The organism is Pseudomonas sp. Irchel s3f19, from assembly GCF_900187555.1.
GTDB lineage: Bacteria > Pseudomonadota > Gammaproteobacteria > Pseudomonadales > Pseudomonadaceae > Aquipseudomonas > Aquipseudomonas capeferrum.
Window position 1 is genome coordinate 248472 of record NZ_FYDW01000005.1, and the last position, 25762, is coordinate 274233.

Here is a 25762-nt window from a genome sequence, read left to right on the forward strand (position 1 = left end):
ATGGCCAAGTCCTTGTTGATCATCAGCCGCCAGGCCCCCTGGAACGGCCCATCGGCCCGCGAAGCGCTGGACATCGCATTGGCCGGGGGCGCGTTCGACCTGCCGCTGGGCATGCTGTTCCTCGATGACGGTGTGTTCCAGCTTGCCCCAGGCCAGCAGCCCACCGCCCTGCAACAGAAAAACCTTGGCGCCAACCTGCAGGCCTTGCCGATGTTCGGCGTAGAAGCACTGTTCGCCTGCAGCCACAGCTTGCGCCAGCGCGGCCTGGCAGCCGACACCCTGGAACTGCCCGTACAAGTGCTGGACGACGCGGCCCTGGCTGCATTGATCGCCCGTTTCGACCAGGTGGTAACGCTCTGATGACGACCCTGCATGTAATTGCCCATTCGCCCTTTGGCGACAACCGGCTGGCCAGCTGCCTGCGCCTGCTAGGTGCCGACGATGCACTGCTGCTGTGTGGCGATGCGGTCTATGCACTGCGCGCCGGCAGCGAACCACAGCGCCTGTTGCAGGGCGCAAACCTCAGCCAGCGCCTGTTCGCCCTCGACGAAGACCTACAAGCCCGCGCAGTTGCCAACCACCTGGCCACGCCCGTGGACTACGCCGCATTCGTCCAGCTGTCACTGCATTACGACAAGGTCAACAGCTGGTTATGAGTACCCTCAATGTTGGTGATCAGCCGATTGCCTTGGACAAAGACGGTTTTCTGGTCGACCTGCAAGACTGGTCACCGGCCGTTGCCAATGCCCTCGCCGCACGCGAAGGCATCCCGTTGACCGAGGACCACTGGGCAATCCTCGAACTGCTGCGCCAGTTCTACCAGGAATTCCAGCTCTCCCCGGCCACACGCCCACTGATCAAGTACACCGCCCTCAAGCTGGGGCCCGAAAAGGGCAACAGCGCGCACCTGAACCGCCTGTTCAACGGCACTCCCGCCAAACTTGCCGCCAAGCTGGCGGGCCTGCCCAAGCCGACCAACTGCATATGATCGAACCACGCCCGCTCACCCTGCAAACCCCCGCCGAACACCCGTTCGCCGAATTCGTGCGCATACTTGGCAAAGGCAAGCGCGGCGCGCGCGGCCTGACCCGCGAGGAAGCCCATGCAGCAATGACCTTGCTGTTGGAGGACAAGGTCGAAGACGCTCAACTGGGTGCCTTCCTGATGCTGCTACGCCACAAGGAAGAAAGCGCCGAGGAACTGGCCGGCTTCACCGAGGCCCTGCGCGCGCACCTGCAGGCCCCGCACATCGCCGTGGACCTGGACTGGCCCACCTATGCCGGCAAGAAACGTCACCTGCCCTGGTACCTGCTGGCCGCCAAGTGCCTGGCCAACAACGGCGTGCGTATCCTGATGCATGGTGGCGGTGCCCATACCGCCGGGCGCATGTACACCGAACAACTGCTTGCACTGCTGCACATCCCACTGTGCCGTGACTGGTCGGCAGTCGGTACCGCGCTCGACCAGCAGCGCCTGGCGTTCTTCCCGCTGCAGGACTGGGCGCCGCAGTTGCAACGCATGATTGATCTGCGCAACACCCTGGGCCTGCGGTCGCCGATTCATTCGCTGGCACGGGTACTCAACCCGCTGGGCGCACGCTGCGGCCTGCAGAGCATCTTCCACCCGGGCTACCAGGCGGTGCACCGCGAAGCCAGCCGCCTGCTCGGCGACCACGCCGTGGTGATCAAGGGCGACGGCGGCGAAATCGAAGTCAACCCCGACGTCATCAGCCACCTCTACGGCACCACCGCTGGCGAGGCCTGGGATGAAGAGTGGCCAGCCCTGAGCGAACGGCGTCACGTCAAACCGCCTAGCCTGCAACCGCAGCAGCTGCTTGCCGTGTGGCAAGGTGATGCCGAGGACAGTTACGGCGAAATGGCGGTGGTCGCCACCATGGCTTTGGCCCTGCGCGGCCTTGGCCAGCATCGTGAAGACGCCTTCGCCACCGCGCGCCGTTACTGGAGCGAACGCAACACATCGATTTAATCGATCAAAGACCCCGAGTCTTTGCGCTATTTGTTCGAACGATATTCCCTAGACTGGGCTCCAACGACAAACAACTTTGTTCTGAGGAGCTCAGCATGGGCCTTTTGATCGACGGCCGCTGGCACGACCAGTGGTATGAAACAGGCAAAGACGGTGCCTTTAAACGCGAAAACGCCCAGCGCCGCAACTCCCTGCCCGCGCCTGAAGCCGGCCGCTATCACCTGTACGTCTCGCTGGCTTGCCCATGGGCCCACCGCACCCTGATCGTGCGTGCGCTCAAGGGCCTGGAGCCGCTTATCGATGTGTCGGTGGTGAGCTGGCTGATGCAAGAAAACGGCTGGACCTTCGACCAGCAGCAGGGCTCCAGCGGCGATCACCTCGACGGCCTCGAGTTCCTGCACCAACGCTATACCCAGGATGACCCGCATTACACTGGGCGTGTCACCGTGCCGGTGCTCTGGGACAAGAAAGAGAAGCGCATCGTCAACAACGAATCGTCCGAGATCATCCGCATCTTCAACAGTGCCTTCGACGAGTTGACCGGCAATCGCCTGGACCTGTACCCAGAGCCGTTGCGCCCAACGATCGATGCACTGAACGAGCGGATCTACCCAGCGGTTAACAATGGCGTATACCGCGCAGGTTTCGCCACGACGCAGGACGCGTACGAAGCGGCATTCGACGAGGTGTTCAATGAGCTGGCTCATCTGGAAGCGCTGCTGAGCCGCCAGCGGTACCTGGCTGGTGAGTACCTGACCGAGGCCGATGTGCGCCTGTTCACCACACTGGTGCGCTTCGACGCGGTGTATCACGGGCACTTCAAGTGCAACCTGCGGCGCCTGGCCGATTACCCGAACCTGTCAAACTGGTTGCGCGAGCTGTACCAGTGGCCAGGGGTGGCGCAGACGGTGGATATGGAGCACATCCAGAAGCACTATTACATGAGCCACAAGACCATCAACCCGAATGGGATCGTGCCCAAGGGGCCGCTGCAGGAGTTTGGCCTGGCGCATGATCGGGAGCGTTTGGCGGGGCGTGGGATATGGCTTAATAGCTGATAACGCCGGGGCCGCAAAGCGGCCCCGTTCGATTTCAGCTTTGTTGCGACCCTTCAAACCAAGCCAGCTTCTCACGCAACTGCACCACTTCCCCGACAATCACCAGGGTCGGCGCATGCACTTCATGCCGGGCGACCAGGCCCGGCAAATCCGCCAGGGTACCGGTGAACACCCGCTGATTACGCGTCGTCCCCTGCTGCACCAGCGCCGCAGGTGTGCTGGCCGCACGCCCATGACGAATCAGCTCGGCGCAAATGGTCGGCAAGCCCACCAGCCCCATGTAGAACACCAGGGTCTGGTTCGGCGCCACCAGGTCATTCCAAGGCAGGTTACTGGTCCCGTCCTTCAGGTGCCCGGTCACGAAGCGCACCGACTGCGCATAATCGCGATGGGTCAGCGGGATGCCGCCGTAGGCAGAGCAACCACTGGCCGCAGTAATACCCGGTACCACCTGGAACGGGATGCCCTGCTCGGCCAGTTCCTCGATCTCCTCGCCACCCCGCCCAAAGATGAACGGATCGCCACCCTTGAGCCGCAGCACACGCTTGCCCTGCTTGGCCAGGTCGACCAGTAGACGGTTGATCTGGTCCTGCGGCACGGCATGCTCGGCGCGGCGCTTGCCCACGTAGATACGCTCGGCATCACGCCGGCACATCTCGATGATGGCCGGGGCCACCAGGCGGTCGTACAGCACTACATCGGCCTGCTGCATCAGGCGCAAGGCACGGAAGGTCAGCAAGTCCGGATCGCCCGGCCCCGCGCCTACCAGATACACCTCACCGCCCTGCTGCACCGGCGCACCCTCGACCATCGCCTGCAACAAGCGCTCGGCCTCGGCGCCCTGCCCGGCCAGCTGGCGCTCGGCAACCGGGCCCTGGAATACGTTTTCCCAGAAACCGCGACGCTGGTTGACGTCCGGGTACAGGCGTTTGACCTGGTGCCGGAAACGCGCGGCCAACCCGGCCAGTTCGCCGTACGCCGAAGGGATCCACGCCTCCAGCTTGGCGCGGATCAAGCGCGCCAAGACCGGCGCATCACCGCCACTGGAGACAGCCACCACCAACGGCGAGCGGTCGACGATGGCCGGGAAGATCACCGTGCACAGGGCCGGCGCATCCACCACATTGACCGGCAGGTTGAGCGACTGGGCATCGGCCGACACCTGGGCGTTGAGCCCAGGGTCGTCGGTGGCCGCGATCACCAGCCGGCAACCGACCAGGTCGGACGCCTGATAACCGCGCACCAGCACCTCACCGCCACCTTCCCGGGCCAATGCAGCCAATTGGCCATCAACCTCGGGCGCCACCACGCGCAGCGCGGCGCCGGCATCAGCCAGCAGGCGCGCCTTGCGCAAGGCAATTTCACCGCCACCGACAACCAGTACCCGGCCGCCCTGCAGCTTGTGGAACAGTGGCAGGTAATCCATTTAGCGGATGACCTCGACGCCACCCATATACGGCTTGAGCACCTCAGGCACACGGATCGAACCGTCGGCCTGCTGATAGTTCTCAAGGACCGCCACCAGGGTGCGGCCTACCGCCAGACCAGAGCCATTGAGGGTGTGCACCAGCTCTGGCTTGCCGGTTTCCGGGTTGCGCCAGCGGGCTTGCATGCGACGGGCCTGGAAGTCACCGCAGTTGGAGCAGGAGCTGATCTCGCGGTACTTGTCCTGGCTTGGCACCCACACTTCCAGGTCGTAGGTCTTCACCGCACCAAAGCCCATGTCGCCGGTGCACAGCGCCAGTACGCGGTACGGCAGCTCCAGCAGTTGCAGCACACGCTCGGCGTTGCCTGTCAGGCCTTCCAGGGCTTCCATCGACTTGGACGGCTCGACCACTTGCACCATCTCGACCTTGTCGAACTGGTGCTGGCGAATCATGCCGCGAGTATCACGGCCCGAAGCGCCGGCTTCACTGCGGAAGCACGGGGTGTGGGCGACCAGCTTGAGCGGCAGTTGCTTGGCATCGAGGATTTCACCCGCGACCAGGTTGGTCAGCGAAACCTCGGCCGTCGGGATCAGGTAGAAGTCGGCTTCGCCTTCACGGGTGATCTTGAACAGGTCTTCCTCGAACTTGGGCAGCTGGCCGGTACCCTGCAGGGCCGGTGCCTGTACCAGGTACGGGGTGTAGTGTTCTTCGTAGCCGTGCTCGCCGGTGTGCAGGTTGATCATGAACTGCGCCAGGGCGCGGTGCAGGCGGGCGATCGGGCCACGCAGCACGGCAAAGCGTGCGCCAGACAGCTTGGCAGCGGCTTCGAAGTCCAGGCCACCGCTGACCTCGCCCAGGGCGACGTGGTCCTTGATCTCGAAGTCGAACGCTGTCGGCGTGCCCCAACGGCGCACTTCGACGTTGTCGTCTTCGCTGGCGCCGACCGGCACGCTGGCGTCCGGCAGGTTGGGGATGGTCAGCAGGATGGCGTCCAGTTCAGCCTGGATGCCGTCCAGTTCGACCTTGCCGGCTGCCAGCTCATTGGCCATGCGCTCGACATCGGCCATCAGCGGCGCGATGTCCTCGCCTTTGGCCTTGGCCTGGCCGATGGACTTGGAGCGGGCGTTACGCTCGGCCTGCAGCTGCTCGGTGCGGGTCTGCACCGCCTTGCGGCGTTCTTCCAGTGATTCGATGCGCGCGACATCCAGGCTGAAGCCACGGGAGGCCAGGCGATCCGCCACTTCCTGAAGTTGGCCGCGTAACAGTTTGGAATCGAGCATATCGTTCTCTCGTTATATGTAAGTGTTGGTTCAGAATCGGGTCAGGGACAGGCCGGCCCAGGTCGCGAGCAGCCCGCCCACCACGCTGATACCGGTATAGCCCAAAGCCAGGGGCATCTGCCCGCTTTCCATGAGGCGTACGGTATCGAGCGAAAAAGAGGAAAACGTCGTCAAGCCGCCAAGAAAGCCGACCATCAGGCCGGCGCGCAGCTCGGCCGGCACCATCGGCTTGTGCAAGAACAGGCCGTAGAGCAGGCCGATCAGCAGGCAGCCGATCAGGTTGACCGCCAGCGTACCGAGATAGAAGTGCCGTGGCCAGTGGGCAACCACCCAGTTCGCGGTGGCAAAGCGCAGCAACGTGCCGGCGACACCGCCCGCACTGACGGCGGCGATCAGTGCAATCACGGTTTTCTCCGTTGCCGGGGGCTGCTGCGATCCAGCTCGGCCAGGTGCCGAAGCTTCTCGCCGATCTTCAGCTCCAGGCCACGGGGGACGGGCTGATAGTACTGGCGGGGTTCAAGCTGGTCGGGGAAGTAATCTTCACCCGCCGCGTAGGCATCGGGCTCGTCATGGGCGTAGCGGTACTCATCGCCATAGCCCAGTTGCTTCATCAATTTGGTCGGGGCGTTGCGCAGGTGCAGCGGCACCTCCAGCGAGCCGTGCTCGGCGGCCTCGCGCAGGGCGGTCTTGAAGCCCATGTACACCGCGTTGCTCTTCGGCGCGCAGGCGATATAGGTGATGGCCTGGGCGACTGCCAGCTCCCCCTCGGGACTGCCCAGGCGCTCTTGCACGTCCCAGGCCGACAGGCACAGGCTCAAGGCACGAGGGTCGGCGTTGCCGATGTCTTCGCTGGCCATGCGCACCACGCGGCGGGCGATGTACAGCGGGTCGCAGCCACCATCGAGCATGCGCGCGAACCAGTACAAGGCCGCATCGGGGTTGGAGCCGCGCACCGACTTGTGCAGCGCCGAGATCTGGTCATAGAACGCCTCGCCCCCTTTATCGAAACGGCGGCGGCTGTCGCCGAGCAGGCTTTGCAGCAGCTCGACAGCAATTTCGCTGCCATCTTCAGCCAGGTCCGAGGCATTTTCGAGAAAATTGAGCATGCGTCGGCCATCGCCGTCGGCGGCAGCCATGAGCATCTTGAAGGCCTCGTCGCCAACCCGCAGGTTGTGCTGGCCCAGGCCGCGCTCCTCGCTGAGGGCCCGGTCGACCAACTTGCGCAGGGCCGGCTCGTCTAGGCTCTTGAGCACATACACCCGCGCCCGCGAGAGCAAGGCATTGTTCAGCTCAAAGGAGGGGTTTTCAGTGGTGGCGCCGATGAAGATCAGCGTGCCATCTTCCACATAGGGCAGAAAAGCGTCCTGCTGGGACTTGTTGAAGCGGTGCACTTCGTCGACGAACAGGATGGTCCGACGGCCATACTGGGCCGCCTGCTGCTTGGCCACCTCGACCGCCTGGCGAATTTCCTTGACCCCCGCCAGCACCGCCGAGACGGTTTCGAAGTGGGCATCACAGAACTGCGCCAGCAACCGCGCCAGGGTGGTCTTGCCGACCCCGGGCGGGCCCCAGAAGATCATCGAGTGCAAAGCCCCCTGCTCCAGCGCCTCGCGCAGCGGCTTGCCGCGCGCCAGCAGGTGCTCCTGGCCGACGTACTCGTCCAGGTTGGACGGGCGCAGGCGAGCAGCCAGGGGCTGGGCGACGGGTTCGCTTCGAAACAGGTCCATCACGGGCTCCGCTTACTCCTGGATGATGTCCGCGCCTTTCGGGACATCGAACTTGAACTTGCTGTCCGGCACCGCCTGGTTGGCCTTCACCCCGGTGAACAGGATGTTGGTGCGCTGGCCGACGCTGTCGATCAGTTGCATGTCATTGATCAGGCCCTTGCGGAACGAAACACGCAGCGAGTCGAACAGGGTGTCCTTGGTTTTCGGCTTCAAGGTGAAGTCCATCACTTCGCCCTGCTCCTTGGAGTCGATATCGAAGCTCTGGCTGATCTTCGACACGTCACCGGACAGCAACAACGCCGGGGTCTGGTTCAGGCGCACATCAAGCTTCTTGATGGTGGCCTGTTCCAGGTCCGGGTCCCACAGGGTGACCATCTTGCCATCGGACACCACTACCTGCTCCTGCGGGGCATCGGTATGCCAGTAGAACAGGCCCGGGCGCTTCACGGTCATCTGCCCGGCAGTTTCCTGCAGGCTGGTGCCATCGGCACCCAACGTCAGTTGAGAGAACTTGGCATCGATGGTTTGCGACTTTTCCAGCAACTGGGTCAGGCGCTTTACGTCCAGCTCGCCGGCGTGGGCCGACACAGAGCCCATGGCCAGGGCAGAAACCAACAGCATGCGAATCGCGCGCATGGAAATCCTCGTAGGGCAGTCTATGAACCAGGCGCCCTCGAGGCGCCCGGCAATGTGTTCATCAATCGCGCGGGCCGCCTGGGGCAATCACTTCCCGCGAGCCGTTGCTGTTCATGGGGGTGACCACACCGGCCATCTCCATCGCCTCGATCATGCGTGCGGCGCGGTTGTAGCCGATCTTCAGCTTGCGCTGCACCGCCGAAATGGAGGCTCGACGGCTTTCTAGCACGAATTGCACCGCCTCATCATACAGCGCATCGCTTTCCGAATCGTCGCCGTCACCGCCACCACCACCGCCTTCGAAGCCGCTGCCAGCCTCTTCGACGCCGTTGAGGATGTCGTCGTTGTAGTCCGGCGCGCCACGTAGCTTCCAGGCCTCCACCGTGCGGTGCACTTCGTCGTCGGAAACGAACGCGCCATGCACGCGAATCGGCAGGCTGGTGCCCGGTGGCATGTACAGCATGTCACCGTGGCCAAGCAACTGCTCGGCACCGCCTTGGTCGATGATGGTGCGCGAGTCGATCTTGCTCGACACCTGGAACGCCATGCGGGTCGGGATGTTGGCCTTGATCAGGCCAGTGATCACGTCAACCGACGGACGCTGGGTGGCGAGGATCAGGTGAATACCGGCAGCCCGCGCCTTCTGGGCGATACGCGCGATCAGCTCTTCGACCTTCTTGCCGACGATCATCATCATGTCGGCAAACTCGTCCACCACTACCACGATGGTCGGCAGGGTCTTCAGTGCTGGCGGCTCGTCGTCCATGCTCTCGCGGCGGTACAGCGGGTCGTGAATGACCTCGCCGGCTTCCTGGGCATCCTTGATCTTGCGGTTGAAGCCGGCCAGGTTACGCACACCCATGGCGGCCATCAGTTTGTAACGCCGCTCCATCTCGGCAACGCTCCAGCGCAGCGCGTTGGCGGCATCCTTCATGTCGGTGACCACCGGGCACAGCAGGTGCGGGATGCCTTCGTAGATCGACAGTTCGAGCATCTTCGGGTCGATCATGATCAGCCGCGCATCTTCGGGCCCGGACTTGAACAGGATCGACAGGATCATCGCGTTCACACCCACCGACTTACCGGAGCCAGTGGTACCGGCGACCAGCAGGTGCGGCATCTTGGCCAGGTCGGTGATGACCGGCTTGCCGCCGATGTCGTGGCCCAGGGCCAGCGCGACCGGTGATTTGGATTCGTCGAACAGCGGCGACGACAGCACTTCGGAGAAGCGCACCATCTGCCGGTTTTCGTTGGGGATCTCGATACCCACAGTGGTTTTGCCCGGGATCACCTCGACCACCCGTACGCTGGTCACTGCCAGGGAGCGCGCCAGGTCTTTGGCCAGGTTGGCGATACGGCTGACCTTTACCCCGGCCGCTGGCTGGATCTCGTAACGGGTAATGACCGGGCCTGGGTGGATGGAGTCCACCGAGACTTCCACGCCGAATTCCTTGAGCTTGATTTCCAGCAGCTGGCCGACGCCGGCCAGGGATTCTGGCGAATACTCGATCTTCTTCTGCTCGGCCGGGTCGAGGATGGAAATGGACGGCAACGTGCCTTCCACGGCGCTGTCGACGAACAGCGGCGCCTGCTTCTCCTTCATCACCCGCTTGCTCGGTTCCGGCGCCTTGGCCGGCGCGGGCGGGACGATTACCGGGGCCGCAGGTTGCTCGCGGGGCACCACGGCCTCACGCGCCACCACGGGTTCACGCGGCGCAGCAGGCGGCGCGGCTACAGGCCGGGCGGGCACATCGTCACGCTCGACGCTGCGCTCGCGCAGCTGTGGCTTGGCCGGGTCGCGCTTCTGGGCCACCATGGGCGCCACGCCGAAGTCAGGTTCATCGACCTCGCGCAACTGCGCCTCCAGGCGCTTGCGCTCGTTGCGGGCTTCCCACCAGCGGTTGGCGGCGCCTTGCACCAGTTCGAACAGGTCAAGGGTGATCTTGCCGGTAAGGTCCATCACCTTGAACCAGGACAGGTCGGTGAACACCGTCAGGCCAAACAGGAACAAGGCAATGAACATCAGCGTGCTGCCCTGCACGTTCAGCAGGTTGCGCGCCAGCTCGCCCAGGCTTTCGCCCAGGGCGCCCCCGGCAGAGAACGGTATGCTCGCCGGCGGGTGGAAATGGATATGCGCCAGGGCCGCGCCCGACAGCACCAGGAACACCAGCCCGATGAGCCGCCAGGAGAACAGCCAGCCGCTCCATTCCCAGGCCTGGTGGCGTTCGCGGAAGATCTGCAAGGTCTTGATCGCCAGCAGCAGCGGGAAGATGTAGGCGAAATAGCCCAGCACCATGAACAGGATGTCGGCGAAGTAGGCCCCTGCTCGCCCGGCGGCGTTCTGCACCTGGTCGACGTTGCTGGTGTGGCTGAAGCCAGGGTCGGACGTGTCGTAGGTCAGCAGCGCCATCCACAGGTACAGGCACATGGCGCCGACGGCGATCAACGCACCTTCCTTCAGGCGATAGTGCAGCTGCTGCCGCCACAGGGGCACTGGCAAGGGAGCTGGAGTTGCGGTGGATTTCTTCAAAACGCGTCTATTCCTGCGCGTGCTGCGCGTCCAATAGTGATCGGCCAATGCATGGCCAATGAACCACTACTTTTAACATTACTGCCCGTCAGCCGCCATGACGGCGCGCCGCACATGGGCTTGAGGGGGCTACTTTCACTTAGCTGCAATTTGAGCATGCATTTTCTTTTGTGACAAAGGCTTATGCTGTGTTTTTGCACAGGTATGACAGCAAATGTCCCGGATGGTGCCTGTGGCCTCATGAATGTGCAGGAAATTACCTAAACGGTTGCCCGTACCTTGGCGAATGAACGACAGCGATTGACCCTGCTTTTCAGCCGCGCCATGCTGGCCGCTCCCCTCCCCCACCGCACAATAGACCATGCTCACCTGGCTGACCCGCGACTCGCTGACCTTCCCGCCCCTGGAAAAGGCCCTGCATGAACCCAACGGCCTGCTCGCCGCCGGCGGCGACCTGAGCCCCGAACGCCTGGTGCAGGCCTACCGCCATGGCTGCTTCCCTTGGTACCAGGAGGGCCAGCCGATCCTCTGGTGGTCACCCAACCCCCGCACGGTGCTGTTGCCAGATGAGCTGCACGTCTCGCGCTCGCTGGCCAAGTTCATCCGCCAGGGCCACTACCAGGTCACCTTCGACACCGACTTCGCCGCCGTGATCGCCGCCTGCGCCGCACCCCGCGACTATGCCGACGGCACCTGGATCACCGACACCATGCGCGCCGCCTACTGCGAGCTGCACCGTCGCGGCCATGCCCATTCAGTGGAAGTGCGCCAGGACGGTGAGCTGGTCGGCGGCCTGTACGGCCTGGCCATGGGCCGCCTGTTCTTCGGCGAGTCGATGTTCAGCCGTGCCGACAATGCCTCCAAGGTCGGCTTCGTCACGCTGGTCACGCACCTGCGCCAGGCCGGTTTTGTCCTGATCGACTGCCAGATGCCGACCAACCACCTGCACAGCCTTGGCGCCCGCGCCATCAGCCGCGCCGAGTTCGCCGGGTACCTCGCGCGCTACCTCGACCAGCCCAACAGCGCCACCTGGGTTCCCTAGGCGAGTTCCCAGAGCTGGCTTACACTTAAAGGCAAAGTCTCACCGAAGGGGTTGATCATGACAGAGTTGGCGCGGTTGAAGTTCTATGCCACTCAGCCCCACTCCTGCAGCTACCTGCCCGAGGAGCAGGCCACCACGCTGTTTCTCGACCCCAGCCAGCCGATGGACGTGAACGTCTATGCCGACCTGTCTGAAATGGGTTTTCGGCGCAGCGGCGACCACCTTTACCGCCCCCACTGCCAAAACTGCAATGCCTGCGTGCCGGCGCGCATTCCGACGGCGCGCTTCATCCCCAACCGCCAGCAGCGCCGCATCCTCAAGCGCAACGCCGACCTGACCGTGACCGCGGCACGCCCGGCATTCAAGGAAGAGTACTTCGACCTGTACCGGCGCTACATCGAGACCCGTCACGCCGACGGCGACATGTACCCGCCCAGCCGCGACCAGTTCTCCACCTTCCTGGTGCGCGACCTGCCGTTCTGCTGGTTCTACGAGTTCCGCCTGGCAGGGCGCCTGCTGGCGGTGGCGGTGTGCGACCTGCTGCCTAACGGCCTGTCGGCGGTGTACACCTTCTACGAGCCCGATGAAGAGCGCCGCAGCCTGGGCCGTTTCGCCATCCTCTGGCAGATCACCGAAGCCCTGCGCCAGAATCTTGAGGCGGTTTACCTCGGTTACTGGATCAAGAACTGCAAGAAGATGAACTACAAGACGCAGTATCGCCCCATCGAGCTGCTGATCAACCAGCGCTGGGTCACCCTCAACTGAAAGCATTGGCTTGAAACACTATTTTCCGGCATAATCCACGCCACTTTTTTGCCCGGTGCGGTTATGCGTCGGGCCAACACTGGACACCGAGGGCTCAACTGCATGTCGAAAGAAGACAGCTTCGAAATGGAAGGTACTGTCGTCGACACCCTGCCCAACACCATGTTCCGCGTGGAGTTGGAAAACGGGCACGTCGTAACCGCGCACATCTCCGGAAAGATGCGCAAGAACTACATTCGTATTCTCACTGGCGACAAGGTCCGCGTCGAACTGACACCTTACGACCTGAGCAAAGGCCGCATCACTTACCGTGCGCGCTAAGCCCAAGCCATGAAAAAGCCCGGCCATGTGCCGGGCTTTTTTTTGGCTTGGAGAACTGGGAGGGTTTTGCCCTCCTTTCGCGACGCAAGGCCGCTCCTACAGGATCGCGGTAACCTGTAGGTACGGTGAGAAAGGGCCGCATAGCGGCCCCACTGTCACGCCACCTCAGCCGTGGTCTCGAAGTCGAACACCAGTTCGCCATCGCGCAGGTCGACGTGCACCACGCCACCATGCTCGGCCAGCTCGCCAAACAGGATCTCCTCGGCCAGTGGCCGCTTGATCTTGTCCTGGATCAGCCGCGCCATTGGCCGCGCGCCCATCTGCACATCGTAGCCCGAGGCCGCCAGCCAGCCGCGGGCGTCATCACTGACTTCCAGCAGCACACGCTTGTCTTCCAGCTGGGCCTGCAGCTCGATGAGGAACTTGTCGACGATGCTCTTGATCGTCTCGTGGCTCAGGCGGCCAAACTGGATGATGGTGTCCAGACGGTTACGGAACTCCGGTGTGAAGCTCTTGCGGATGACTTCCATGGCATCGGACGCATGGTCCTGATGGGTAAACCCGATCGAAGCCCGCGCCGCGGTTTCAGCCCCGGCGTTGGTGGTCATGATCAGGATCACGTTACGGAAGTCCGCCTTGCGCCCGTTGTTGTCGGTCAGCGTGCCGTGGTCCATCACCTGCAGCAGCAGGTTGAAGACTTCCGGGTGGGCCTTCTCGATTTCGTCCAGCAGCAGGACGCAATGCGGCTGCTTGGTGATTGCCTCGGTCAACAGGCCACCCTGGTCGAACCCGACATAACCGGGCGGGGCACCGATCAGGCGCGAAACGGTATGCCGCTCCATGTACTCGGACATGTCGAAGCGCACCAGCTCTACGCCCAGCGCCTTGGCCAGCTGCCGCGCCGCTTCGGTCTTGCCGACACCGGTAGGCCCGGCGAACAGGAACGAGCCGACCGGCTTGTCGGGTGCCTTGAGCCCAGCACGAGACAGCTTGATCGCGGTCGACAGCGAGTCGATGGCAGGGTCCTGCCCGAACACGGTCAGCTTCAGGTCACGCTCCAGGTTACGCAACAGTTCCTTGTCGGAGCTGCTGACATGCTTCGGCGGAATCCGTGCAATCTTGGCGACGATGTCTTCAACTTGCGGCACGTCGATGCGTTTGACCCGGTTCGCCTCTGGCTGCAGGCGCTGGTAGGCACCCGCCTCGTCGATCACGTCGATGGCCTTGTCCGGCATGTGCCGGTCATTGATGTAGCGCGAGGCCAGCTCGGCGGCGGCGCGCAGGGCTTCGTCGCTGTACTCGATATTGTGATGGCTCTCGAACCGGCCCTTGAGCCCGCGCAGGATGCCCACGGTGTCTTCCACCGAAGGCTCGCTGACATCGACCTTCTGGAAGCGTCGCGCCAGGGCACGGTCCTTCTCGAAGATGCCGCGAAACTCTTGGAAGGTAGTCGAGCCAATGCAGCGAATGTCGCCAGACGACAGCAGCGGCTTGAGCAGGTTGGATGCATCCATGACCCCACCAGACGCCGCACCGGCACCGATGATGGTGTGGATCTCATCGATGAACAGGATCGCCTGCGGGCGTTTGCGCAGCTCGCCGAGCAGCGCCTTGAAACGCTTCTCGAAGTCGCCACGGTACTTGGTGCCGGCCAGCAGCGCACCCAGGTCGAGGGAGTACACCACGCTCTGGGCCAGCAGGTCAGGCACCTGACCGTCGACGATACGCTTGGCCAGGCCTTCGGCAATGGCAGTTTTGCCCACCCCGGCCTCACCCACCAGCAGCGGGTTGTTCTTGCGCCGACGCGCCAGAATCTGCGCGACGCGCTCGACCTCCTGCTCGCGCCCGACCAGCGGGTCGATGCGCCCGGCGCGGGCCAGCTCGTTCAGGTTGCTGGCGTAAGCATCCAGCGGGTTGCTCGACGATGACGTTTCGCCACCGTCCTCGTCCTGCATTTCCTGGTCGCCTTCAGTGTTCGGGCCATGGCCCGGCACCTTGGAAATGCCATGGGCGATGTAGTTGACCACATCGATCCGGGCCACGCTCTGCTGCTTGAGCAGGAACACGGCCTGGCTTTCCTGTTCGCTGAAGATCGCCACCAGCACGTTGGCGCCGGTCACTTCGCGCTTGCCGGAGCTTTGCACATGGAACACGGCACGCTGCAGCACACGCTGGAAGCCCAGGGTTGGCTGGGTCTCGCGGTCTTCATCGTTGACCGGAATCAGGGGCGTGGTGGAATCGATGAACTCTTGCAGGTCGTGCTTGAGTTTGTCGAGATTGGCGCCACAGGCGCGCAGAACGGTCGCGGCAGCCTCGTTGTCAAGGAGTGCCAGCAGCAGATGTTCGACGGTCATGAATTCATGACGTTTCGAACGAGCCTCCTTGAAGGCCAGATTGAGGGTGACTTCGAGCTCGCGGTTTAACATAGCTTCACCTCATACCCAAGTGGTCGGCGATTAACCGTCCTTCTCGATTTCACAGAGTAGCGGATGCTGGCTTTCCCTGGCGTATTGGTTGACCTGCATGGCCTTTGTTTCGGCGATGTCACGGGTAAACAATCCGCACACTGCCCGCCCCTCGGTATGGACGGTCAGCATGATCTTGGTCGCCAGCTCGCGGTTCAGACTGAAGAACGTCTCGAGCACTTCGACGACGAAATCCATCGGTGTGTAGTCATCGTTGAACAAAACCACCTTGTACATCGGTGGCGCCTGCAGGATCGGCTTGGCTTCCTGGACAGCAAGACCTGAGCCGTCGTCCTCATTCGATTGCGGGCGATCCTGATTGAATGTTAGTCGAATCTCACTAGGTGCATGCATGGAAAGAATTTCATCATGATCGACAGGTTAAAGTTGTCGGTTGAGCGCAAAGTTCGCCTACGGCGCACGCGCCGCCTGACCTTGACTATCGGCAAAACGGTGTTACAACCAATAAGAACCCACCGTGGTCGATAAAGATCCGCGCAGTCAACCAGATTTTTCGCATGGTTCGTATGCGGATGAAGTGGATGATACTCCAGTGATGGAGTCCTTTGCAGAGGGACATAGGGATGGCAAGCGGTAAAGTCAAGTGGTTCAACAATGCCAAGGGCTACGGATTCATCAACGAGGATGGTAAATCCGATGACCTGTTCGCTCATTACTCGGCCATCCAGATGGACGGATACAAGACGCTCAAGGCTGGCCAGGCCGTGGAATTCGAAATCATCCAGGGCCCCAAAGGCCTGCACGCGGTCAAGATAATGGACGCCGTTACCGCTGCGGCTGCCAAGGCCCAAAGCCAGACCGCGAGCGAAACCGCCAGAGCCTGAACCCTGCTCCGTGTCGGTATACGAAAAAACCGGTCGCCTCTTTAGCCAAGCGACCGGTTTTCTCTTGCCTCACATATGCTTGATCATCTCATCGCCAAAGCCTGAACTGCCCACCAGCTTCGCCCCTTCCATCAGGCGCTCGAAGTCGTAGGTCACGGTCTTGGCGGCAATCGCGCCGTTGGTGCCCTTGATGATCAAGTCGGCCGCCTCGGTCCAGCCCATGTGGCGCAGCATCATCTCTGCCGACAGAATCACCGAGCCCGGGTTGACCTTGTCCTGCCCGGCATACTTGGGCGCGGTGCCGTGGGTAGCTTCGAACATGGCCACGGTGTCGGACAGGTTGGCGCCCGGCGCGATGCCGATACCGCCCACTTCCGCCGCCAAGGCGTCAGACAGGTAGTCACCGTTGAGGTTGAGGGTGGCGATCACATCGTACTCGGCCGGGCGCAGCAGGATCTGCTGGAGCATGGCGTCGGCGATGGCATCCTTGACGATGACCTCGCGACCGGTCTTGGGGTTGTTGAACTTCATCCAGGGGCCGCCGTCGAGCAGCTCGGCGCCAAACTCATCACGGGCCACCTCGTAACCCCAGTCCTTGAAGGCGCCTTCGGTGAACTTCATGATGTTGCCCTTGTGCACCAGCGTGAGCGATTCGCGGTCGTTGTCCACCACGTATTGCAACGCCTTGCGCACCAGGCGTTTGGTGCCCTCCCTGGAGACGGGCTTGACGCCGATGCCGCAGTCCTGGTCGAAGCGGATCTTGGTGACGCCCATTTCCTCCTTGAGGAACTTGATCACCTTGTTCGCCTCGGGCGAGCCGGCCTTCCATTCGATGCCCGCATAAATGTCTTCGGAGTTCTCACGGAAGATCACCATATCGACATCGCCAGGCTTCTTCACCGGGCTCGGCACGCCCTGGAACCACACCACCGGGCGCAGGCACACGTACAGGTCAAGCTGCTGGCGCAAGGCAACGTTGAGTGAGCGGATGCCACCGCCGACCGGTGTGGTCAGCGGGCCCTTGATCGACACCACGTACTCACGCACCGCATCGAGGGTTTCCTGCGGCAGCCAGGTGTCCTGGTCATAGACCTGCGTGGCCTTCTCGCCCGCGTACACCTCCATCCAGGCAATCTTGCGCTTGCCGCCGTAGGCTTTCTGTACGGCAGCATCCACCACTTTGATCATCACCGGGGAGACATCGACGCCGATCCCGTCGCCTTCGATATAGGGAATGATGGGGTTGTCGGGCACATTGAGCGAATGGTCTGCATTGACGGTGATCTTGGTGCCGTCGGTCGGAACCTTGATTTTCTGGTATCCCATGCTTGCACTACTCCGCTTTCGGGTGTGATTGGACATCGTGCGATCCACTGAGCCTAAACCACATCTGCTGACCTGCAAGCGCTGCGACAACGCGCCACATTGCCCCTACGTCTTTGGTCTTATAAATGGCGCCGATGTCACTTCGCCTTGCTGAATAGCCCGATTGGTTTGATATACTGCGCCGCGACCGTAGGGTCATCGGGGCGAACCCTTGGAAAATGCGGCTCGCCCTTGGCCAAGAACGGCCACGAAGCCTGGGCTGTTACCGCAGTTCAGCACTTGACGCTCGACTGATGCATCCACCATCACCGCTCGCAGCCTCTCGACTTTCCGCTCATGGCGTCGCCAGGGCGAAGCGCCTACCCTGCGCACCTCGAGACTCGAGTACGCTCAGCACATAGAGAGTTAAACCGCATGCCCACCCGTTCCAAGATCATCTATACCTTCACCGACGAAGCCCCTGCCCTCGCCACCTACTCGCTGCTGCCGATCGTCGAAGCGTTCACCGCCTCGGCCGACATCGCCGTCGAAACTCGCGACATTTCCCTGGCTGGCCGTATCCTCGCGGCTTTCCCGGAGCAACTGGGCGCCGAGAAGCAAGTAGGCGATCACTTGGCGGAACTGGGCCAACTGGCTACCACGCCTGAAGCCAACATCATCAAGCTGCCAAACATCAGCGCCTCGGTACCGCAGCTCAAGGCCGCGATCAAGGAACTGCAAGGCAAAGGCTTCAACATCCCCGATTACGCCGACGAGCCGTCCACCGAGGCCGAGAAAGAATCCCGCGCCCGCTACGACCGCATCAAGGGCAGCGCCGTCAACCCAGTGCTGCGCGAAGGCAACTCCGACCGCCGCGCCCCGCTGTCGGTCAAGAACTACGCACGCAAGCACCCGCACAAGATGGGCGCCTGGGCTGCCGACTCGCAGTCGCACGTTGCCCACATGACCCAAGGCGACTTCTACGGCAGCGAAAAGGCCGCGCTGATCGAGGCTGACGACAGCCTGCGCATCGAGCTGGTCGGCAAAGACGGCACCACCACCGTTCTGAAAGCCAAGACTGCGGTCAAAGCTGCCGAGATCGTCGACTGCGCCACCATGAGCCGCAAGGCCCTGCAAGCCTTCATCGCCGAGCAGATCGCCGATGCCAAGGCCTCTGGCGTGCTGCTGTCGGTGCACCTGAAAGCCACCATGATGAAGGTCTCCGACCCGATCATGTTCGGCGTCATCGTCGAAGCGTTCTACAACGACGTGCTGGCCAAGCACGCCGCCGCACTGGCTGAAGTGGGCTTCAACGCCAACAACGGCATCGGCGACCTGTACGCCCGCATCAAGGACCTGCCAGCTGACAAGCAGGCCGAGATCGAAGCCGACATCCAGGCGCTGTACGCCGTTCGCCCGGCCCTGGCCATGGTCAACTCCGACAAAGGCATCACCAACCTGCACGTGCCGAGCGACGTCATCGTCGACGCCTCGATGCCGGCCATGATCCGTGACTCGGGCAAGATGTGGAACACCGCTGGTGAGCTGCAGGACGCCAAGGCGATCATCCCGGACCGCTGCTACGCCGGCATCTATCAGGCCACCATCGAAGACTGCAAGGCCAACGGCGCCTTCGACCCGACCACCATGGGCAGCGTACCGAACGTCGGCCTGATGGCGCAGAAAGCCGAAGAGTACGGCTCCCACGACAAGACCTTCCAGATCCAGGCCGATGGCGTGGTGCGTGTGGTCGATGGCAAAGGCCAGGTCGTGCTGCAGCAGAACGTCGAAGCGGGTGACATCTTCCGCATGTGCCAGACCAAGGACGCGCCGATCCAGGACTGGGTCAAGCTGGCCGTCAACCGTGCCCGCCTGAGCAACACCCCGGCGGTGTTCTGGCTGGACCCGGCGCGCGCCCACGACGGCGTGATGATCGAGAAGGTGCAGCAGTACCTGAAGGATCACGACACCACCGGCCTGGACATCCGTATCCTGGCACCGGTCGACGCCATCAAGTTCTCCCTGGCCCGCATCCGCGAAGGCAAGGACACCATCTCGGTGACCGGCAACGTGCTGCGCGACTACCTGACCGACCTGTTCCCGATCATGGAGCTGGGCACCAGCGCCAAGATGCTGTCGATCGTGCCGCTGATGAACGGCGGCGGTCTGTTCGAAACCGGCGCTGGCGGTTCGGCACCCAAGCACGTGCAGCAGTTGGTCGAAGAGAACTTCCTGCGTTGGGACTCGCTGGGTGAGTTCCTGGCCCTGGCTGCTTCCCTGGAGCACCTGGGCAACACCTACGACAACCCGCGTGCCAAGGTCCTGGCCAACACCCTGGACCAAGCCACCGGCAAGTTCCTCGACACCAACAAGTCGCCTTCGCGCAAAGTCGGTGGTATCGACAACCGCGGCAGCCACTTCTACCTGACCCTGTACTGGGCCGAAGCCCTGGCCGCCCAGGCTGACGACGCCGCCCTGCAGGCGCGCTTCGCCCCGCTGGCTAAAACCCTGGCCGAGAACGAAGCGACCATCGTCGCCGAGCTCAACGCCGTTCAGGGCAAGCCGGCCGACATCGGTGGCTACTACGCCACGGATGCCGAGCTGACCGCCAAGGTAATGCGCCCAAGCCAGACCTTCAACAGCGCCATTGCCGCTCTGTAAGGTTCGCTTGATGTAACACCGCAAACCCCGGCCACGCACCGGGGTTTGTGCTTTTTAGCCGCAAGCTGCAAGCCACAAGTCAAAGCAGCCCGCGTACTGCTTCGACTTGTGGCTTGCAGCTTGAAACTTGCTACTTAGGGAGAGAATCGACCGTGTCTTGGCAACCCCATATCACCGTCGCCACCGTCGTCGAGCATGAGGGCAAATTCCTCTTCGTCGAAGAGTTCAAAGCTGGCCAGCATGTCTTCAACCAGCCCGCTGGCCACCTGGAACCCAACGAAACCCTGCCCCAGGCCGCCCTGCGCGAAACCCTCGAAGAAACCGCCTGGGAAGTCGAACTGACCGGCGTGGTCGGCATCTACCTGTACACCGCACCCAGCAATGGCGTGACCTACCAGCGCATCTGCTTCGCCGCACGCCCGGTGCGCCATCACGCCGACCTGGGGCTGGACCGCGACATCGTCCGCGCCGTCTGGCTGACCCGCGACGAGCTGCTCGCCGACCCTAGCCGCTGGCGCAGCGAGCTGGTGGCGCGCTGCCTCGACGATTACCTGGCCGGCCCGCTGCACAGCCTCGCCCTGCTGCGCGACTGACGCGCGGCCTCGGGTTTGATAGAATCGGCGTTTTTCCCCTCTGATACACATCGGTAGCCATGACCAGCCCAGCACTCAAAGACCCCGCCAAGACCCGCGTCATCGTCGGCATGTCCGGCGGCGTGGACTCTTCCGTCTCCGCCCTTCTGCTCATGGAGCAGGGCTACCAGGTGGAAGGGCTGTTCATGAAAAACTGGGAAGAGGACGACGGCACCGAATACTGCACCGCCCGCGAAGACCTGGCCGACGCCCAGGCCGTGTGCGACCGCATCGGCATCAAGCTGCACACCGCCAACTTCGCCGCCGAGTACTGGGACCACGTGTTCGAGCACTTCCTCGAAGAATACAAGGCCGGCCGCACGCCCAACCCCGACATCCTCTGCAACCGCGAAATCAAGTTCAAGGCGTTTCTCGACTACGCCCTGTCGCTGGGTGCCGACCTGATCGCCACCGGCCACTACGTGCGCCGCCGCGACACCGGTGAGCTCACCGAGCTGCTCAAGGGCCTGGACCCGAACAAGGACCAGAGCTACTTCCTGCATGCCGTCGGCGGCAAGGAAATCGCCCGCACCCTGTTCCCGGTCGGCGAACTGGAAAAACCCGAAGTCCGCGCCATTGCCGAAAAGCACGGCCTGGCCACGGCCAAGAAGAAGGACTCCACCGGTATCTGCTTCATTGGCGAGCGCCGCTTCAGCGACTTCCTCAAGCAGTACCTGCCGGCCCAGCCAGGTGAAATCCAGACCACCGACGGCGAAGTCATCGGCCGCCATCATGGCCTGATGTACCACACCATCGGCCAGCGCCAGGGCCTGGGTATCGGCGGCCTCAAGGATGCCGGTGACGAGCCGTGGTACGTGCTCGACAAAGACCTCTCGCGCAACGTGCTGGTGGTCGGCCAGGGCAATGAGCACCCGTGGCTGTTCTCCCGCGCCTTGCTGGCCTCGGACATCTACTGGGTCAACCCAATCGACCTGTCCAGCCCACGCCGCCTGACTGCCAAGGTGCGTTACCGCCAGGGCGACCAGGGTTGTACCCTTGAGCGCAGCGAATACGGCTACCGCGCGGTGTTCGACGAGCCGCAGCGGGCCGTGACGCCCGGCCAGTCGGTGGTGTTCTACGACGGCGAGGTATGCCTGGGTGGCGGCGTGATCGAGACCGCCGAGCCCTGGAGCCCGCGCGCATGAGCAACCTGCAGGAGCAATTGATTGCCCTGGGCGGTGTGTTCCAGGCCGCCGTGCTGGTCGACCGCATCGCCCGCACCGGCCAGGCCAGCGAGGCCAACATCGGCTGCATGCTGGGTAGCCTGCTGGTACGCGACCCCAAGGACACCCTGGAGGTGTTCGGCGGTGACGACCTCAACCTGCGCGACGGTTACCGCGCCTTGGTCGGCGCGCTCGAGCGCGACCCCAGCAGCCTGCAGCGCGAGCCACTGCGCTATGCCCTGTCGATGCTGGGCCTGGAACGCCAGCTGGCCAAGCGCGGCGACCTGCTCGACACCATCGGCAACCGCCTGCCGCAGATCCAGTCGCAGGCCGACCATTTCGGCCTGGTTCATGAAAACGTCATCGCTTCCAGTGGAGCCTTGTACCAGGACACCCTGAGCACTTTGCGCCAGCGTATTCAGGTACACGGCGACATGCGCTTCCTGCAGCAGCCCAGCAACGCCTCGAAGATCCGCGCCCTGCTGCTGGCCGGCATCCGCGCCGCGCGCCTGTGGCGCCAACTGGGCGGCCATCGCTGGCAGTTGGTGTTCAGCCGCCGCAAGCTGCTCAACGAACTGTACGACATGATGCGCACGTCGTCCTGAAGAAAAACGCCGGACCTGTAGGAGCGGCCTTGCGTCGCGAAAGGGCTGCACAGCAGCCCCAGAATCGCCGCCCCAGCATAGATTGCCGGGGCCGCTGCGCAGCCCTTTCGCGACGCAAGGCCGCTCCTACAGGCATTTTTCATGTATGATATGCGCCCTTCCAAAAGCCTGACTGTCCGAGAACACCCCATGCAGCTTTCCTCGCTCACTGCGGTTTCCCCTGTAGACGGCCGTTATGCCGGCAAAACCCAGGCCTTGCGCCCCATTTTCAGCGAATACGGCCTGATCCGTTTCCGCGCCCTGGTCGAAGTCCGCTGGTTGCAGCGCCTGGCCGCCCACCCGCAAATCGGCGAAGTGCCGGCGTTCTCCGCCGAAGCCAACGCCGTGCTGGACACCCTGGCCACCGATTTCAAACTTGAGCACGCCGAACGCGTCAAGGAAATCGAGCGCACCACCAACCACGACGTCAAGGCCATCGAGTACCTGCTCAAGGAGCAGGCTGCCCAGCTGCCTGAGCTGGCCAAGGTCAGCGAGTTCATCCACTTCGCCTGCACCAGCGAGGACATCAACAACCTGTCCCACGCCCTGATGCTGCGCGCCGGCCGTGACGAAGTGCTGCTGCCGCTGATGCGCCAGATCGCCGACGCCATCCGCGCCCAGGCCCACGCCCTGGCCGACGTGCCGATGCTGTCGCGCACCCACGGCCAACCGGCTTCGCCGACCACCCTGGGTAAAGAGCTGGCCAACGTCGTGTACCGCCTGGAGCGCCAGATCGCCCAGGTGGCCGCCGTGCCGCTGCTGGGCAAGATCAACGGCGCCGTAGGCAACTACAACGCCCACCTGTCGGCCTATTCGCAGATCGACTGGGAAGCCAACGCCCGCGCCTTCATCGAAGACGAGCTGGGCCTGCAGTTCAACCCGTACACCACCCAGATCGAGCCACACGACTACATTGCCGAGCTGTTCGATGCGATCGCCCGCTTCAACACCATCCTCATCGACTTCGACCGCGATGTGTGGGGCTACATCTCCCTGGGCTACTTCAAGCAGAAGACCGTCGCGGGCGAAATCGGCTCGTCGACCATGCCGCACAAGGTCAACCCGATCGACTTCGAAAACTCCGAAGGCAACCTGGGTATCGCCAACGCGCTGTTCCAGCACCTGGCCAGCAAGCTGCCGATCTCGCGCTGGCAGCGTGACCTGACCGACTCCACCGTGCTGCGCAACCTGGGCGTGGGCTTCGCACACAGCGTCATCGCCTACGAAGCCAGCCTCAAGGGCATCGGCAAGCTGGAAGTCAACACTGCACGCATCGCCGCCGACCTGGACGCCTGCTGGGAAGTGCTGGCCGAGCCGATCCAGACGGTCATGCGCCGCTTCAACATCGAGAACCCCTACGAGAAGCTCAAAGAGCTGACCCGTGGCAAGGGCATCACCCCTGAAGCGCTGCTGACCTTCATCGACGGCCTGGACATGCCAGCCGACGCCAAGGCCGAGCTCAAGCTGCTGACCCCTGCTACCTACATCGGTAACGCGGCAGCACAGGCCAAACGCATCTAAGCTGACCGTCGCGTTCAACGCCCGGCTTAGCCGGGCGTTTTTATTCCCGGACGAAAATTACCTTTTTTCAATAGGTTGAACATGAATCCTGATACTCCACTGCAGCTGCTGGGCGGCATCTCTGCCCGCGAATTCATGCGCGACTACTGGCAGAAGAAGCCCCTGCTGGTACGCCAGGCCTTCCCCGACTTCATCAGCCCGATCGAACCCGACGAACTGGCCGGCCTGGCGCTGGAAGAAGAAGTCGAATCGCGCCTGGTGCTCGAACATGGCGAACGCCCTTGGGAACTGCGTCGCGGCCCGTTCGAGGAAGATGTCTTCGCCACCCTGCCCGAGCGTGACTGGACCTTGCTGGTACAGGCCGTGGACCAGTTCGTCCCGGAAGTAGCCGAACTGCTGCAAGAGTTCCGCTTCCTGCCCAGCTGGCGCATCGACGATGTGATGATCAGCTTCGCTGCCCCCGGTGGCAGCGTCGGCCCGCACTTCGACAACTACGACGTGTTCCTGCTGCAAGGCCACGGCAAGCGCAACTGGAAGATCGGCCAGATGTGCAACAGCGACAGCCCGCTGATCGAGCACGCCGACCTGCGCATCCTGGCCGACTTCGAACAGAGCGGTGAGTGGACCCTGGAGCCCGGCGACATGCTCTACCTGCCGCCGCGCCTGGCCCACTACGGCGTAGCCGAGGACGACTGCCTGACCTACTCGGTCGGTTTCCGTGCCCCGAGCGCCGCCGAAGTGCTGACCCACTTCACCGACTTCCTCGGCCAGTTCCTGCCGGACGAAGAGCGCTACAGCGACGCCGACGCGCAGCCGGTCAGCGACCCGCACCAGATCCAGCACGATGCCCTCGACCGCCTCAAGGGCCTGCTCGACAAGCACATGGGTGACAAGGACCTGCTGCTGACCTGGTTCGGCCAGTTCATGACCGAGCCGCGCTACCCGGAGCAGGTGGTGGGTGAAGAGCTGAACGAGAAAGAGCTGATCGAAGCCCTTGAGGATGGCGCCATCCTGATCCGTAACCCAAGTGCGCGCATGGCCTGGTCAGAGCTCAATGACGACCTGATGCTGTTCGCCAGCGGCCGTAGCTGCCCACTGCCCGCCAAGCTGCGTGAGCTGCTGAAGCTGGTCTGTGCGGCGGACGCGTTACACATCGAAAACCTTGCAGAGTGGTTGGAGGATGAAGATGGCCTTATGCTGGTACAGCAGCTGATCAAACAAGGAAGCCTGGGATTCGCCAATGAATAAGATTCGTGTGCGCCTCGCCGACTGGCATAAGGACAACGCCGACATCCGGCGTATCCGTGAAGCGGTGTTCATTGCCGAACAGCACGTACCGCCAGAGCTCGAGTGGGACTCGGACGATCCGACTGCGGTGCACTTCCTGGCCCTGGAGGGTGACTACCCGATCGGTACCGCCCGCCTGCTGCCCGACGGCACTATCGGCCGAGTATCGGTACTCAAGGACTGGCGCGGGCTGAAGGTGGGCGATGCACTGATGAATGCGGTCATCATCGAAGCCCAGCAGCGCGACCTGAAGCAGCAGACACTCAGTGCCCAGGTGCACGCCACGCCGTTCTACGAGCGCCTGGGCTTTCGCGTCGTCAGCGAAGAGTTCCTTGAAGCCGGCATCCCGCATGTGGACATGGTGCGCGACTCTCGCGAAATCGCCTGATCCCTAAGCGTTTGCCTGCACTGCCCCGCGAAAGGGGCAGCGCAGGCAAAACATCTCGACCGACAGAACCTGTACATCC

The 25762-nt window shown here is 63.0% G+C and carries 26 protein-coding genes; 16 read left to right on the plus strand and 10 right to left on the minus strand.

Annotated features, from left to right (window positions below; all coding sequences use genetic code 11):
- From tusC to CKW22_RS15290, 5 genes are all read left to right on the plus strand, one after another.
- Window positions 1–360 (plus strand): sulfurtransferase complex subunit TusC, encoded by a 360-nt coding sequence (gene tusC / locus CKW22_RS15270; RefSeq protein WP_033696752.1) that lies wholly within the window; start codon window positions 1–3, stop codon window positions 358–360.
- Window positions 360–656 carry a sulfurtransferase complex subunit TusB gene (gene tusB / locus CKW22_RS15275; RefSeq protein ID WP_095064358.1) on the plus strand — a complete coding sequence of 99 codons (297 nt, stop codon included), beginning with the start codon at window positions 360–362 and terminating at the stop codon, window positions 654–656. The genes tusC and tusB overlap by 1 nt, the downstream gene beginning before the upstream one ends.
- The gene (locus CKW22_RS15280) at window positions 653–988 is read left to right on the plus strand and encodes a TusE/DsrC/DsvC family sulfur relay protein (RefSeq protein ID WP_033696748.1); all 336 of its coding nucleotides are present in this window, start codon (window positions 653–655) and stop codon (window positions 986–988) included. Before tusB ends, CKW22_RS15280 begins: the two co-directional genes overlap by 4 nt.
- A complete protein-coding gene (locus CKW22_RS15285; protein ID WP_033696747.1) occupies window positions 985–1986 on the plus strand; it encodes a glycosyl transferase family protein in 1002 nt (333 codons plus the stop codon). The genes CKW22_RS15280 and CKW22_RS15285 overlap by 4 nt, the downstream gene beginning before the upstream one ends.
- A 95-nt stretch (window positions 1987–2081) precedes the next feature.
- Complete coding sequence (locus tag CKW22_RS15290; protein ID WP_095064359.1) at window positions 2082–3044, plus strand: glutathione S-transferase family protein; 963 nt, start codon at window positions 2082–2084, stop codon at window positions 3042–3044.
- A 34-nt stretch (window positions 3045–3078) separates the two neighbouring features.
- Here CKW22_RS15290 and cysG read toward each other — a convergent pair whose 3' ends face one another.
- The 7 genes from cysG to CKW22_RS27305 all read right to left on the minus strand — a co-directional run bounded on the left by cysG (window position 3079) and on the right by CKW22_RS27305 (window position 11013).
- Window positions 3079–4470, minus strand: a complete 1392-nt coding sequence (gene cysG / locus CKW22_RS15295; RefSeq protein WP_033696745.1) for a siroheme synthase CysG — start codon at window positions 4468–4470, stop codon at window positions 3079–3081.
- Complete coding sequence (gene serS / locus CKW22_RS15300) at window positions 4471–5751, minus strand: serine--tRNA ligase (RefSeq protein ID WP_033696744.1); 1281 nt, start codon at window positions 5749–5751, stop codon at window positions 4471–4473.
- Window positions 5752–5781: 30 nt separating this feature from the next.
- Window positions 5782–6156: a fluoride efflux transporter CrcB gene (crcB, locus tag CKW22_RS15305; RefSeq protein ID WP_033696741.1), complete on the minus strand. Its 375-nt coding sequence runs from the start codon at window positions 6154–6156 to the stop codon at window positions 5782–5784.
- Window positions 6153–7478, minus strand: coding sequence for a replication-associated recombination protein A (locus CKW22_RS15310; protein ID WP_033696740.1), 1326 nt, complete (start codon window positions 7476–7478; stop codon window positions 6153–6155). The genes crcB and CKW22_RS15310 overlap by 4 nt, the downstream gene beginning before the upstream one ends.
- Before the next feature lie 12 nt (window positions 7479–7490).
- Window positions 7491–8114: an outer membrane lipoprotein chaperone LolA gene (gene lolA / locus CKW22_RS15315; RefSeq protein ID WP_033696739.1), complete on the minus strand. Its 624-nt coding sequence runs from the start codon at window positions 8112–8114 to the stop codon at window positions 7491–7493.
- Between the two features lie 61 nt (window positions 8115–8175).
- Window positions 8176–10692, minus strand: coding sequence for a DNA translocase FtsK (locus CKW22_RS15320; RefSeq protein ID WP_371856424.1), 2517 nt, complete (start codon window positions 10690–10692; stop codon window positions 8176–8178).
- A gap of 87 nt (window positions 10693–10779) precedes the next feature.
- Complete coding sequence (locus tag CKW22_RS27305; RefSeq protein WP_143500745.1) at window positions 10780–11013, minus strand: hypothetical protein; 234 nt, start codon at window positions 11011–11013, stop codon at window positions 10780–10782.
- On the opposite strand from CKW22_RS27305, the gene aat reads away from it, so the two are divergent.
- The 3 genes from aat (at window position 11006) to infA (ending at window position 12772) form a co-directional block, all read left to right on the plus strand.
- Window positions 11006–11686: a leucyl/phenylalanyl-tRNA--protein transferase gene (aat, locus tag CKW22_RS15325; RefSeq protein WP_047581837.1), complete on the plus strand. Its 681-nt coding sequence runs from the start codon at window positions 11006–11008 to the stop codon at window positions 11684–11686. The genes CKW22_RS27305 and aat overlap by 8 nt on opposite strands.
- Before the next feature lie 57 nt (window positions 11687–11743).
- Window positions 11744–12451 (plus strand): arginyltransferase, encoded by a 708-nt coding sequence (locus CKW22_RS15330; RefSeq protein ID WP_033696734.1) that lies wholly within the window; start codon window positions 11744–11746, stop codon window positions 12449–12451.
- Between the two features lie 102 nt (window positions 12452–12553).
- Window positions 12554–12772, plus strand: coding sequence for a translation initiation factor IF-1 (gene infA / locus CKW22_RS15335; protein WP_002553999.1), 219 nt, complete (start codon window positions 12554–12556; stop codon window positions 12770–12772).
- 155 nt (window positions 12773–12927) lie between these two features.
- Here infA and clpA read toward each other — a convergent pair whose 3' ends face one another.
- On the minus strand, window positions 12928–15198 hold the full coding sequence (gene clpA / locus CKW22_RS15340) for an ATP-dependent Clp protease ATP-binding subunit ClpA (RefSeq protein WP_033696733.1): 2271 nt from the start codon (window positions 15196–15198) through the stop codon (window positions 12928–12930).
- A gap of 30 nt (window positions 15199–15228) precedes the next feature.
- Window positions 15229–15591 (minus strand): ATP-dependent Clp protease adapter ClpS, encoded by a 363-nt coding sequence (clpS, locus tag CKW22_RS15345; RefSeq protein ID WP_003251220.1) that lies wholly within the window; start codon window positions 15589–15591, stop codon window positions 15229–15231.
- A 230-nt stretch (window positions 15592–15821) separates the two neighbouring features.
- Here clpS and cspD point away from each other — a divergent pair, with 230 nt between their 5' ends.
- Window positions 15822–16082, plus strand: coding sequence for a cold shock domain-containing protein CspD (cspD, locus tag CKW22_RS15350; RefSeq protein WP_033696731.1), 261 nt, complete (start codon window positions 15822–15824; stop codon window positions 16080–16082).
- Between the two features lie 69 nt (window positions 16083–16151).
- Here the strand turns inward: cspD and icd are convergent, their stop codons facing one another.
- Entirely contained in the window at window positions 16152–17408 is a 1257-nt protein-coding gene (icd, locus tag CKW22_RS15355) for an NADP-dependent isocitrate dehydrogenase (protein ID WP_033696730.1), read from the minus strand.
- Window positions 17409–17822: 414 nt separating this feature from the next.
- Between icd and CKW22_RS15360 the strand changes: the two genes are divergently transcribed.
- The 7 genes from CKW22_RS15360 to CKW22_RS15390 all read left to right on the plus strand — a co-directional run bounded on the left by CKW22_RS15360 (window position 17823) and on the right by CKW22_RS15390 (window position 25683).
- Window positions 17823–20048: an NADP-dependent isocitrate dehydrogenase gene (locus CKW22_RS15360; RefSeq protein WP_095064360.1), complete on the plus strand. Its 2226-nt coding sequence runs from the start codon at window positions 17823–17825 to the stop codon at window positions 20046–20048.
- Between the two features lie 152 nt (window positions 20049–20200).
- Window positions 20201–20641, plus strand: a complete 441-nt coding sequence (locus CKW22_RS15365) for an NUDIX hydrolase (protein ID WP_095064361.1) — start codon at window positions 20201–20203, stop codon at window positions 20639–20641.
- A gap of 59 nt (window positions 20642–20700) precedes the next feature.
- On the plus strand, window positions 20701–21825 hold the full coding sequence (gene mnmA / locus CKW22_RS15370; protein WP_095064362.1) for a tRNA 2-thiouridine(34) synthase MnmA: 1125 nt from the start codon (window positions 20701–20703) through the stop codon (window positions 21823–21825).
- Complete coding sequence (hflD, locus tag CKW22_RS15375) at window positions 21822–22448, plus strand: high frequency lysogenization protein HflD (protein WP_033696726.1); 627 nt, start codon at window positions 21822–21824, stop codon at window positions 22446–22448. The genes mnmA and hflD overlap by 4 nt, the downstream gene beginning before the upstream one ends.
- Window positions 22449–22637: 189 nt before the next feature.
- Window positions 22638–24008 (plus strand): adenylosuccinate lyase, encoded by a 1371-nt coding sequence (purB, locus tag CKW22_RS15380; protein WP_033699922.1) that lies wholly within the window; start codon window positions 22638–22640, stop codon window positions 24006–24008.
- A gap of 81 nt (window positions 24009–24089) precedes the next feature.
- Complete coding sequence (locus CKW22_RS15385) at window positions 24090–25256, plus strand: cupin domain-containing protein (protein ID WP_095064363.1); 1167 nt, start codon at window positions 24090–24092, stop codon at window positions 25254–25256.
- Window positions 25249–25683, plus strand: coding sequence for a GNAT family N-acetyltransferase (locus CKW22_RS15390; RefSeq protein WP_033696724.1), 435 nt, complete (start codon window positions 25249–25251; stop codon window positions 25681–25683). Before CKW22_RS15385 ends, CKW22_RS15390 begins: the two co-directional genes overlap by 8 nt.
- Window positions 25684–25762: the final 79 nt, after the last annotated feature.

Excerpts from the sequence above, each read along its gene's own strand:
- tusC (WP_033696752.1), top strand. The coding sequence starts at position 1 with ATGGCCAAGTCCTTGTTGATCATCAGCCGCCAGGCCCCCTGGAACGGC.
- tusB (WP_095064358.1), top strand. The coding sequence starts at position 360 with ATGACGACCCTGCATGTAATTGCCCATTCGCCCTTTGGCGACAACCGG.
- CKW22_RS15280 (WP_033696748.1), top strand. The coding sequence starts at position 653 with ATGAGTACCCTCAATGTTGGTGATCAGCCGATTGCCTTGGACAAAGAC.
- CKW22_RS15285 (WP_033696747.1), top strand. The coding sequence starts at position 985 with ATGATCGAACCACGCCCGCTCACCCTGCAAACCCCCGCCGAACACCCG.
- CKW22_RS15290 (WP_095064359.1), top strand. The coding sequence starts at position 2,082 with ATGGGCCTTTTGATCGACGGCCGCTGGCACGACCAGTGGTATGAAACA.
- cysG (WP_033696745.1), bottom strand. The coding sequence starts at position 4,470 with ATGGATTACCTGCCACTGTTCCACAAGCTGCAGGGCGGCCGGGTACTG.
- serS (WP_033696744.1), bottom strand. The coding sequence starts at position 5,751 with ATGCTCGATTCCAAACTGTTACGCGGCCAACTTCAGGAAGTGGCGGAT.
- CKW22_RS15310 (WP_033696740.1), bottom strand. The coding sequence starts at position 7,478 with ATGGACCTGTTTCGAAGCGAACCCGTCGCCCAGCCCCTGGCTGCTCGC.
- lolA (WP_033696739.1), bottom strand. The coding sequence starts at position 8,114 with ATGCGCGCGATTCGCATGCTGTTGGTTTCTGCCCTGGCCATGGGCTCT.
- aat (WP_047581837.1), top strand. The coding sequence starts at position 11,006 with ATGCTCACCTGGCTGACCCGCGACTCGCTGACCTTCCCGCCCCTGGAA.
- CKW22_RS15330 (WP_033696734.1), top strand. The coding sequence starts at position 11,744 with ATGACAGAGTTGGCGCGGTTGAAGTTCTATGCCACTCAGCCCCACTCC.
- infA (WP_002553999.1), top strand. The coding sequence starts at position 12,554 with ATGTCGAAAGAAGACAGCTTCGAAATGGAAGGTACTGTCGTCGACACC.
- clpA (WP_033696733.1), bottom strand. The coding sequence starts at position 15,198 with ATGTTAAACCGCGAGCTCGAAGTCACCCTCAATCTGGCCTTCAAGGAG.
- clpS (WP_003251220.1), bottom strand. The coding sequence starts at position 15,591 with ATGCATGCACCTAGTGAGATTCGACTAACATTCAATCAGGATCGCCCG.
- cspD (WP_033696731.1), top strand. The coding sequence starts at position 15,822 with ATGGCAAGCGGTAAAGTCAAGTGGTTCAACAATGCCAAGGGCTACGGA.
- icd (WP_033696730.1), bottom strand. The coding sequence starts at position 17,408 with ATGGGATACCAGAAAATCAAGGTTCCGACCGACGGCACCAAGATCACC.
- CKW22_RS15360 (WP_095064360.1), top strand. The coding sequence starts at position 17,823 with ATGCCCACCCGTTCCAAGATCATCTATACCTTCACCGACGAAGCCCCT.
- mnmA (WP_095064362.1), top strand. The coding sequence starts at position 20,701 with ATGACCAGCCCAGCACTCAAAGACCCCGCCAAGACCCGCGTCATCGTC.
- hflD (WP_033696726.1), top strand. The coding sequence starts at position 21,822 with ATGAGCAACCTGCAGGAGCAATTGATTGCCCTGGGCGGTGTGTTCCAG.
- purB (WP_033699922.1), top strand. The coding sequence starts at position 22,638 with ATGCAGCTTTCCTCGCTCACTGCGGTTTCCCCTGTAGACGGCCGTTAT.
- CKW22_RS15385 (WP_095064363.1), top strand. The coding sequence starts at position 24,090 with ATGAATCCTGATACTCCACTGCAGCTGCTGGGCGGCATCTCTGCCCGC.
- CKW22_RS15390 (WP_033696724.1), top strand. The coding sequence starts at position 25,249 with ATGAATAAGATTCGTGTGCGCCTCGCCGACTGGCATAAGGACAACGCC.